The organism is Neptunomonas sp. (assembly GCF_041601355.1).
GTDB lineage: Bacteria > Pseudomonadota > Gammaproteobacteria > Pseudomonadales > Balneatricaceae > Neptunomonas.
Window position 1 is genome coordinate 1 of sequence record NZ_JBFIIH010000131.1, and the last position, 10,525, is coordinate 10,525.

A 10,525-nucleotide genomic window follows, 5' to 3' on the forward strand; every position below is an offset into this window, starting at 1 on the left:
ATATCATTGGTTCTGCGATACATCAGATCCAATGTTTGCAGCAATTGACTCTCTGCAACAACGGCCAGTTCGATGGTTTTTGGCAAGAGGCGCTGCAACTCATCAAAAGCAAAAATATCCAGTGGATCCGACATCCCGACTAAAAAGTGATCCGGGTTTTCTTTTAATACAATCGAACGAAAGCGTCGGGCATGGGTTTCAGACAGACGCAGCACATCCTCCTGCTTAAAATTGTAATGCGACAGATCAACCAGCGGCACACTCAACTGCTGAGCAAGAAACTCTAAAAATTGCTGCTCATCGACATAACCAAGAGAGACTAAAGAGCGCCCTAGTTTCTGGCGTGTTTCCTTCTGCCGGGCCAGGGCACTGGTCAGCTGCTGCTCAGAAATAACACCATTCTGAACCATCAGGTCGCCAATACGGATTTTCATCTTTGGTGATGCCATGCCTCTTAACCCTTCTTATTGCGATTGCATCAATCTTTGCGACTGCAACTGCGCATACTGTTTTAAGGATTGTTCCAGATCCGGAATCTGTAACGCTGAACGATAAGCATCCAGTGCTTTTCTTGTCTGTCCGAGATGCTCCAGAGAGACTCCCAGATTAATCCACCAGCGGCCTTCCTGAGAGTTCAGGGTTAATAAACTCAGATAACGCGCAACCGCTGCTGCATGTTGTCCTGCTTGCTGGTAACCCGATGCCAGCAGATCCAGATAATCCTGCCGACTCTGCCCATCCGGATATTGCTCCAGTAACTCTATTGCCTGCTTTGCTTGTCCTTGCTGCAGAAAAGCCCGCGCTTGCAGCAGCCCCCACGATAGATTGTCGGGTGCTGTGTGGAATATTTCTGATGCGGCCGTATAACGCTCGGTTACCAGAAAAAGTTGTACCAATAAGTAACGGCTCTGCAGCGAAGCAGGCGTTTTATTGACATAGTCTTTTAGTAAGTCCAGCGCTTCATCGGTACGTTGCTGACTCAGCAGGCGACGGGCACTTCGCACAACAGAACTATCTGTTGGCAGCGTATTCAGTGATTTCTTCCACTGACCTGCCTGCTGACCTCTTGCCTGATCTGTCGTATTAGTGGCCGTATGAGAGACCTCTGTCGCATCTTCCGATACTGTAACTCTGGGAACAGGTATAGGCTCGCGTGCAGCGGGTCTTGCTTCCTCGGCTGCTAAGACGGATGTGGTTTCTTTAACTGCCGATCTTGTCGGTATAGCAACTGACACCTCAGGTGCTGAACGGCTGACCTCAACAACCAAACGGGCCGGGTTTTGTTTTAGTTTAGGAGAAAACTCCACAGGCTCGCTTGCGACTAGTTTAAAGCGGCTCCTGCCCTCTTCAGGAACGATGTCAATTGTCGTCAATAATGAGCCATTGATGTCGGGTAGCCCAACGGCCAAAAGCGACTCCTCAATGGCAATATCCATTGTCATGGTTGACCGGCTATAAAGCACAAAAGGCTTCACCTGATCCAGCCAGAAGGTCAAAGTGCCACGTAGATCTGATTGTGATGTCCAGTTTATGGCACTGATATTGGTAGTAACAGGAGGTATTTTTTCAGGCTTAGCTTTACGTTCAGGCTCAGGTTCAGGCGCAGCTATTTCATTTTTCACGTCTGTCTGCTGAGCGGTTAATCCAAGCGATTCCTGCACAAGCGGCTGACTGCTACTGCCTGTTTGGACTTGTTCTTTATCAAGCAAGGAGAAGAAGTGGCTTCGCTCATTGATCTTTCCACCCCATTCTCTGACAACAAAAAAGCCAACAATCGTTACTAAGGCAATAAGTAGTGCGATCCAAATCCAACGGCCCGTATTGCTATCGCGTTTGGCAACCGCGCGATAGCCTGTTGAGCCTTCTCTTTTGCGCTCATCCAAGTCACGCAACATATCATTCACCAGACTCATATAAGCCCTCGCATGGTCGCCCAGTAAAGCATTCCGCACACCGAGCCAGTCATAATAACCGAGCCCAGCAGAAGCTTTGCAACACCACTGATCAGCGGAACATCAACGCCCTCAGTATCTTCTATCGCCCTAATAACATGTGCTTTTTTTATCGTGCTGTCGCCACGCCCATAGGCACTCATCAAAGATTTATGTGCCAGTATATTAACCAACCGTGGCACGCCGCCAGATGCTTTGGCTATCAACTTTGCTGCAGCGGGCGAAAATAGAGAAAGCCCTGCATATCCTGCCCGGCTGGCACGTTGTTCGAGATAATTACTGACAGCCGCGACCGGCAGGGTATTTAATCGGCAACTAAAGGTAATACGTTGCAACAGCTGTCGAAGCGATGGCCGGCTTAATAACTGATCCAATTCAGGCTGACCAAAAAGAACAACCTGAAAAAGCTTCTCTGATTCGGTCTCAAGATTTGTCAGCAATCGCAACGCTTCTATGGTTTCTTCCGGCATCGCCTGTGCTTCATCCACAATCAAGACCGTGTACAAACCGTCTTTCGCTATCTCTACTAATCTCTGGTTGATACGGTTAACCAGCTCAAAATCCGCTAACGCCAACGCATTTTCAATGCCGATCTCCAATGCAAAATTTCGGCGTAGCGCTTCAGGACTCAAATAAGGATTAGGGATATAGGCAGTAACGCAGGATTCCTTTTCCAACGCATTCAGCAAGGTGCGGCATAGCATGGTTTTACCTGTGCCGACTTGACCCACTACTTTGATAAAACCATCGCCACTGCCCAAGGCTACCAATAGCAGATTCAGGGCTTCCTGATGCGTTGGCAACTGCAGAAAAAATCGCGTATTGGGCGTTAATGTAAACGGTAGCTCCCGCATGCCAAAGTGATCAATATACATAGATATTTAACCCATCACTTTTGTGTTGAGCATTGCTTAGCGCTGCTTTAATGACTGAAACCCCTCAAGGCTACGCTGCAACTCTTGCTTCCAGCCCGTCGCATTAGCAATAACAGGTCTCAACAAAATGACCAGTTCACTTTTATTCGAGCCTTGGCTGCGCTGTTGAAAAAGCTTACCCACCCCCGGAATATCACCCAGCCCAGGTGTTTTCGCAAAGGTATCATTGCTGCCTGATGTCATCAGCCCGCCAATCACAATAACCTGACCACTGCTGGCTTTAACGACGCTGTCTGATTCACGAATGGAACTTAAAGCGAGCGGTATATTGAATTGATCAGTACCCACGCTGATCAATTTCTGCTGATCTTCCACCTCGCTAACAGAGGGATGAATATGCAGAATAATTTCGTTATCTGCGCTGATCTGTGGTGTGACATCCAAAGCGATACCAGAGAAGAAAGGGGTTAGCTCAATATCAGGAGTCGTCGTCGTAGCTGTACCGGTGGTTGTGGTGTTTTGTATATCGGTGACATAAAACTCATCAGTGCCTACTTTAATCACCGCCTTCTGATTATTCATAGTAGAAACACGCGGGCTCGACAAAACCTGCACATTACCCTGCGTACCCAACAGTTCAATCAGCGCCGTAAAATCGTTCAGATCTAACGCTGCACTAAATACACCGCCTAGCCCGCTCGAGTTAGTGATCGATTCGGAACTGACCCCATACACTCCCGAATTTTTCGCATTTATTCTTCCAACTGCACTCCAGTCGATCCCTGCCTGGAAACCATTATTCAGATTCACCTCCAGGATTTTTGCTTCGATAACCACCTGACGTCCTAGTATTAATTCAGCTTTCTCCAGGTATTCACGAACAGTCTGCTGCTCACTTGGAAAGGCTCTTACCACAACAACCCCAGCCTGTGGCGTTACCACCACACGCTGGCCTTTGTCAGTACCGATGATAGTCGATAACGTAGCCTGCAAACCGCCCCAGAAATCTGTTTTACTACGCGTACTGATGTGCGTGCCAACCAATACTCCCTGCCCCGAATTACTGGCAGTACTATTATTGGAGGAACTACTACCCGAAGAATCGCTATCACTTGAAGAATTATCACTCGACCCCGCATGGCTGACTGAACCTGCGCTCACCGACGTCTGCGATTGCCCTTCACGTTGAACATCCAGATAGTTGACTTGGTAAATCAGCGTTTCAAGGTTTGCCGGAAGCACCTGATATAAATTGCCCGTACGTTTGTACTCATAACCGTATACTTCACGTACAGCTTTCATTACTTCAGCAACGGTTACATCTTTCAATTGAAGCGAAATGTTACCTTCAATCCCTGCATGGACAATCATGTTGTAGGGCGAACCTTCCACTAAGCCCATAAAAAAAGTGCGGGCTGATAACTGGCTTGCGGAAACATCAAAGCGCTCTTCCTGCACCTGAGCCAAATCATCCAAACGCAGTGGTGCTAATGAGGGTAGTACCGGTAACCCGGCAACCGCTTGTGTTCGGCTAGCAGTATCCCATAGTGCCGCCTGAAGGATTTTTTCTGACTCCTGCTGCGGCGGTTGTTCGGTCACATGTCCAACGGTCTGACATCCTGCTAATAACCCTGCAATAATTAAAGTCAGATGTCTTTGTATATGCTTCATGAGCAAACCTTATAATGTTACCGGCTTTTCTTCAGCCCAGAATTGTTTGAAAGAAGTACCCAGCGCCGGCTATCGCCCATATCAAGTAACACTTTGTCATAGCTAATCTGCAATACTTTTGCGCCACCGACACGATCCCCAACATTTGCTTTAATGCCATTTACAATAGCCCAGGCCAGATGTTTTCTTTTTAGTATAGAGGTCACCTGAAAGTCTTTTTTTTGTACGACGGCGACGGATTCTCCAACCTGTATACGATAGGGTTGTGTCGGATCCTTAAGCACAGGATCTGCCCACACTAGTACCGAACAGCACAGCATCAAAAAACCGATTATCTTAGCTCTCCATATTCTAACCACCAATCCAGCCCTCAACAGCACTCAGCGTATGAACGCGTAAGGTTACTTCAGAATCAGGGTAGCTGGACACTTTATACTCCAGTGAATCCCAAAAGAATGATGAGGAAAGCCCTTCCAGGTGGCGCAAGTAATCATAAATATCTGCGTACTCACCCAGCAGCACCACTTCAAACCCGTGCGAATAGACGGGGGCATTTAATGCAGAGGGCAATGATTCTGCTTTTTCATCTGACTCTGTCTCAGCATCAGATGACAAGCGCAGAGGCTTTACTGGCAGAGAGGACAGTCGCTGTAACACAATACCCGGCTTATCTCTTAAAACCGTTTCTAACACCTGTCCCATTTGACCAGGATCCATCAAATTAATTGAACGTCTTTGCAGTATGCTGCTCACTTGTTTATCTGTTTTTTCCAGCTCAGCAACCTTGGCCCGAACAGCTGCGGAGGGATCCACATTTAAGGCGCGGGTAAATGCATCTATTTCAGTCTGTCGGGTGTTCACCATACGCAAATTCTGCTCTATTTGAGCATTAAAACCTGACGACTTTTTCATCAAAGGCTCAATCACGGCCATAAAAAAAACCGCTATTATCAAAACAGTACAGGTCACCGCAATCAGCAAGCGCTCACGCTTTTCCAGTGCATTAAACTTTTCAGCAATAGAATTAATCATGTGATTTACCCGCGATCACCCCATGGGCATTAAACAGGTAGGCTGTATCATCCTTCTTTTCTGTTTTAAGTTCAGCGAAATGCATTTTATTGAAGAAGCTTTGTTGCGCCAGCTGTCTCAGAAAAACGGGGATTTGTGATGTATCCGCGCTTTCTCCAGCAAGATCAAGGATTAAAGAACCTGACGTCATCTTGAAAGAGGTCAACCATACTTTATCCGGTGTACTATTTGAGAATGCCAACAGCCCTTGTGAGAAACCTTGCTGGTGCTCCGGCTGTACCGTCTCTAATAATCCGGACAAACGCTGTTTAGATAATACTGTTTGTTGTAACTGATCCCTGTAATCCTCAAGCGCCGGATCAGGTTTACGCTGGCTCTGGAGCACCTCAAGTTTTTTTAACGCCTGCTGCTGTTGCTGCAGTTGGATCACATAGCCCTTTAGCTGCTCATCAGTCTGGTGAACGTCTTTCCAGATCCAGGCACTTATCATTGAACAAACTAACAACACTCCCATAAAAGTCCAGATTACATAATTAAATCGTAAATAATCACGCTCAATTTCAGGCTGGGGCGGAAGCAGGTTAATTCGTTGTTTCATAACTCACTTACTCTCTTCACTGCGCAGCGCTGCAGCAATCGATACGAAACAGCGCTGCTGAAGATCAATCGTTAAGGGTTCATCTGATTCAACAACATCGCTTAAATCCAGTGACTGAACATCCGCGCCCAGATTATTACGTAACTCCATCATCAACGGAGTCTCACCGACCTGCAGGGGCATCACAATAATACGCATACAAGGAGGCTTACCTATCTGGCTCTCAAAATAATCCATCGAACGCTGCAGATCCAACACGGCATTATCAATCTGCACACTATGGTCATAAGACAAGGCTCTGGAGAGATACAGACCAGCCGAAGACATCATGTTAATAACACTTTGCTTCTCATTTAAATAAAGTACTGCTGTACCTGCCTCTGATTCACTCAGACCTTCCGCAATATTCAGTAATGCCATTTCAGGCACATCAATATACTCTGGAAAGAGCCCGATACTTTCTAGCCAAGAGATGCGCTTTGCTATTAGTTTTCGGTCAGCAGCCACGACATACAGCATTTTACCGCGGCCTCGAAATGCATCTTCAGGCAGTTCATAATAATCGATAATTGCATCATCGGTGGAATACTGAATCATATCTTTAACACGCCACAGCAGTGCTTCTTTTAACTCTTCTTTAGGTACGTCCGGGGCTTCAATCAACACCAACTGATACTCACCCGAAGATAACACCAATGAACAACGGCTGTTAGCCATTCCTGCTTCAGAAACGGATGTAGCCACTGCAGCGGGGTTATTCAAAGGATCAGACACATCCAGAAAGGCAGCAGCGGTTAACTTTCGCTGATTTTCTACAGAAGCAACGGAGGCCAGCGCGACGCCCTCCGGTAGAAGGTGGATAGCAACTAATCCTTTCGATCTATTATTTTTCTTTCTGAACCGAAGCAAATCAGTAACTCCTTTTACGTAATCTTAAAGATTAAAACGACTAATCGAAGAGTATTTAGCACTAGCTCCAATGGTGATTCTATATGTAACGGCTAGTAATCATATTAGTTTAGGCGACATAACAGCTTAAGCCAGCAGAATTATGTATAAAAACAGACAATAAGCTTGAACTAACAAACGCTAAATGATTGAATATGCACCTCTTGAGATGCCCGGATAGCTCAGTCGGTAGAGCAGAGGATTGAAAATCCTCGTGTCGGTGGTTCGATTCCGCCTCCGGGCACCAAGTACTACAAGCCTCGCAGTCAAATGTGGGGCTTTGTTGTTTCTGTCACAGTCATTCCTTGCTACTAGCAGCATTACATAATCAGCCCACCTACTGATTTAAATAATAATCGGCCAGACCTTCTCAATACATGCTGATCACTTTACGATCAGCCTATCCACGCTTGATATCAACCTACTCTTTGATCCAATATGAGACTATGCTAATAATTATCTTGTAACAACGGACTCAACTCTGAGAGGCATCCTCCATGGAATGGACATCTATTTTCCCCGCCCATCCCCCAACCACTGAACAGTTGCTAGCGTTGAGTCACTGGTCTGGCGCAAATAATAACATCGGATTCGACACCTCTTTGGATTGGAAGAGTGACCTGTGCGGCAACTGGCTACGAGGGATACAGCAGCATTATCAACGACTGGATAACCTAAGCCGGAGGCTACCCGATAACTCAATAGCCGCATTTAGTTTGCAGATGACACAGCAATGGATGCAAACCTTTCTGTTTGATCCCGTTAGGGATAAAGCAAAACAAGCAGTATTAAACCAAACAGATCCCGACCTGTTTAAACAGCAGAACATTGATATCGAAACCCAGTATGCCAGGCTTACAGAAGAGCTCTGCCAACAGTGCTTTGAGGACGATAAATTCTCCCCGACCCGGGCTGCTAAGATATTCACTGATCCGCTACAAAGCCAACTATTCTATTTTCGCCTGATCAAGATGGCTGCGCTGGAATACCAATACAATAGCCTCGGCCTGACTCGCCTGACAGCACAAAAAGAGCTACTGACCAGCCTGCTTATATTGATAACCGGCACACCGACTACAGATCCACAACCCTATCGCAAATATGACAACAACCAACCACTAGATAGCTTTGACGAATATCTGGCTAAGTGCCAGCTCCGATTGGAAAAACTGTATCAGCAACAAGCCTTTGATCTGGTGTATTTCAGCGAGCACTCACCGGCCGCTAAGCTAGGCTGTTGTGATTACAGCGTTGTTAAAGATTCGCCATTGCACGCAGTACAGCTACGCTACTACCCGAGCCAACAAAAAAATGCTGACAAAAATCCAATTATCTATCTCAGCAGCCCCTTAATAAATCGTGCAGATATTTTTGATCTGGCACCGGGAAAATCGGTCATCGAAGGCCTGATATCCAAGGGGCATCACGTTTATCTGGTTGATTATAGCCAGGCTGGTGATCAAGATACCGGACAAGGACTCGATTTCTTTGGCAAACAGATTCATGACCGCTATCTGGATCTGATCCAGCAACAACATCCGGAACAAAAGATCCACGCAATGGGCTACTGCATGGGTGGCACCCTGTTTGTTACCTATCTGGCCCGACGAGCTGAAGAGCGCCAAGCACAAGGGCTGGCGATGGATATCACCAAGTTAGTTCTGATGGCCACACCGGTATTGTTTGATGACGCGGGCAGCGGCCATGGGCCGATGCGGGAACTGATCCGCACCCGTTATGACAAAGAAATGATTAGCCTGATATTTGATGGCATCAACATCCCACCACAGCTAATCGAAGCAGGTATGCACCAGATTCAACCCGGCGTACGCTATACCGTCAGCCACGGTTTTTATGAACGAGCCTCATTCGACGGTGCCATAGAGGATGCAGCACCTTTCCTCAACTGGCTGAATCACGGCACTCGTTTTCCAGCTCGAGCGCACCAAGAATGGATCGAAAACATCTTTACCGATAATCAGATATGGCAAGGTAAATACTGCTTATCTTCCAGTATCCCGGCGCTGGATGGTGAGCCTGTCGACATGCATGCCCTAACCCGGTCTGGCGTCCAGTTAATGGATTATCGTGGGCTGCGTGACCCTATCTCTCCAGCGGGATCCTGCATTGCGAGTGAGAACTGGGGAGTCGATCATGGTGGTAACAGTGAAACCACAGACGGTCTGAACCGGACCATTGAAAAAAACATCGGTCATATCTTTGTTGTCAGCCGTAAACTGCTAAGCGAATATCTGGAACACGCACTGCATTTCTACAACAGCAAAGGCTAGTTAATTCATCTACAACGAAAAAAGGCCTCAGAATGAGGCCTCTTGAAACTTAAATATAGCTATTTTAAGCCATGATATTATGGCCGGCATCGACAAATAGCTGACTACCGGTCTGGCTTGAAGCCCAGTCGCTAATCAAAAATGCAGTTAAACGCCCGACATCTTCAGGGCTGCCTAAACGATGTAACGGGGAGCGATTTACAGCGTCATTCATTAAGCCATCAAAGTCTGTGATACCAGAGCCCGCTCGGGTTGGCATAGGGCCAGGTGACACAGAATGGACTCGAATACCGCTCTGTCCCAGCTCTGATGCCAGATAACGAACAGAGCTCTCCAAAGCGGCTTTAACCGGTCCCATCATGCCATAATGATCCACCACTTTTTCTGAACCGTAATAAGTCATGGTGATTAATGCGCCACCATTTTCTTTCATTAAAGGCTCAGCCAAGCGTGCGGTACGAATAAATGAATGGCATGAAATATCCATTGCCATAGCAAAGCCTTCAGAGGATGAGTCAACCAAACGGCCATGCAATTCATCTAATGGTGACCACGCTATTGAGTGAACGACAAAATCTATCGTACCCCACTGCTTTTGGGCTTCATCAAAAACAGACTCAAGCTCTCCGGCCTTACTCACATCACAAGGAAGAAACAGTGTTGTTGATAACTTCTCTGCTAAAGGGGCCACAAAAGGTTTAGATTTCTCATTAAGATAGGTAATACAAAGCTCAGCACCCAACGCACTTAATACTTCCGCACATCCATATGCAATGGAATGACGATTTGCAATACCTAATACGACGCCACGTTTACCTTCCAAGGAAAAAGGAATACTCATTTTTTAAACTCCTAAAAGACGAGAATGCTGCAATGCAATATAGACCAAAGTACATCAACCGCAAGTCAATATCATTACTTTTTTCATAATATCTAGTATTTATTAGTGCAGCGCACAAAATCGAAATATTGAGTTTCATTTTTCACAGGCATAAAAAAACCCCGATCACAGGGTGATCGGGGTTTCTCTATTAGGTGCTTGGCAATGACCTACTCTCACATGGGGAAACCCCACACTACCATCGGCGCTAAAACGTTTCACTGCTGAGTTCGGGATGGGATCAGGTGGTTCCATTTCGCTATGGTCGCCAAGCGTAA

Annotated in this window: 9 protein-coding genes, 1 tRNA gene, 1 rRNA gene and 1 pseudogene; 2 read left to right on the plus strand and 10 right to left on the minus strand. The window is 46.5% G+C overall.

Annotation, left to right across the window (positions count from 1 at the left end):
* The 8 genes and pseudogenes from ABY436_RS16535 to ABY436_RS16570 all read right to left on the minus strand — a co-directional run.
* Positions 1 to 449: pseudogene (locus ABY436_RS16535) on the minus strand (MSHA biogenesis protein MshE); the annotation flags it as partial.
* 15 nt (positions 450 to 464) lie between these two features.
* Positions 465 to 1,913, minus strand: coding sequence for a tetratricopeptide repeat protein (locus ABY436_RS16540; RefSeq protein ID WP_372740034.1), 1,449 nt, complete (start codon positions 1,911 to 1,913; stop codon positions 465 to 467).
* Entirely contained in the window at positions 1,910 to 2,827 is a 918-nt protein-coding gene (locus tag ABY436_RS16545) for an ExeA family protein (protein WP_372740035.1), read from the minus strand. The genes ABY436_RS16540 and ABY436_RS16545 overlap by 4 nt, the downstream gene beginning before the upstream one ends.
* Before the next feature lie 36 nt (positions 2,828 to 2,863).
* Entirely contained in the window at positions 2,864 to 4,498 is a 1,635-nt protein-coding gene (gene mshL / locus ABY436_RS16550) for a pilus (MSHA type) biogenesis protein MshL (protein ID WP_372740036.1), read from the minus strand.
* 17 nt (positions 4,499 to 4,515) lie between these two features.
* On the minus strand, positions 4,516 to 4,782 hold the full coding sequence (locus ABY436_RS16555; RefSeq protein WP_372740037.1) for a hypothetical protein: 267 nt from the start codon (positions 4,780 to 4,782) through the stop codon (positions 4,516 to 4,518).
* Positions 4,783 to 4,849: 67 nt separating this feature from the next.
* Positions 4,850 to 5,530, minus strand: coding sequence for a hypothetical protein (locus ABY436_RS16560; RefSeq protein WP_372740038.1), 681 nt, complete (start codon positions 5,528 to 5,530; stop codon positions 4,850 to 4,852).
* Positions 5,523 to 6,128, minus strand: a complete 606-nt coding sequence (locus ABY436_RS16565; RefSeq protein ID WP_372740039.1) for a PilN domain-containing protein — start codon at positions 6,126 to 6,128, stop codon at positions 5,523 to 5,525. The genes ABY436_RS16560 and ABY436_RS16565 overlap by 8 nt, the downstream gene beginning before the upstream one ends.
* 3 nt (positions 6,129 to 6,131) lie before the next feature.
* The gene (locus ABY436_RS16570) at positions 6,132 to 7,037 is read right to left on the minus strand and encodes a hypothetical protein (RefSeq protein ID WP_372740040.1); all 906 of its coding nucleotides are present in this window, start codon (positions 7,035 to 7,037) and stop codon (positions 6,132 to 6,134) included.
* A 210-nt stretch (positions 7,038 to 7,247) separates the two neighbouring features.
* On the opposite strand from ABY436_RS16570, the gene ABY436_RS16575 reads away from it, so the two are divergent.
* Positions 7,248 to 7,323, plus strand: a tRNA-Phe gene (locus ABY436_RS16575).
* A 250-nt stretch (positions 7,324 to 7,573) separates the two neighbouring features.
* Positions 7,574 to 9,367 carry an alpha/beta fold hydrolase gene (locus tag ABY436_RS16580; protein WP_372740041.1) on the plus strand — a complete coding sequence of 598 codons (1,794 nt, stop codon included), beginning with the start codon at positions 7,574 to 7,576 and terminating at the stop codon, positions 9,365 to 9,367.
* Positions 9,368 to 9,431: 64 nt separating this feature from the next.
* Here ABY436_RS16580 and fabI read toward each other — a convergent pair whose 3' ends face one another.
* Both fabI and rrf read right to left on the minus strand, forming a co-directional pair.
* Positions 9,432 to 10,208, minus strand: coding sequence for an enoyl-ACP reductase FabI (gene fabI / locus ABY436_RS16585; RefSeq protein ID WP_372740042.1), 777 nt, complete (start codon positions 10,206 to 10,208; stop codon positions 9,432 to 9,434).
* Positions 10,209 to 10,404: 196 nt separating this feature from the next.
* Positions 10,405 to 10,520: ribosomal RNA gene (gene rrf, locus ABY436_RS16590) — 5S ribosomal RNA — on the minus strand.
* Between the last annotated feature and the right edge of the window lie 5 nt (positions 10,521 to 10,525).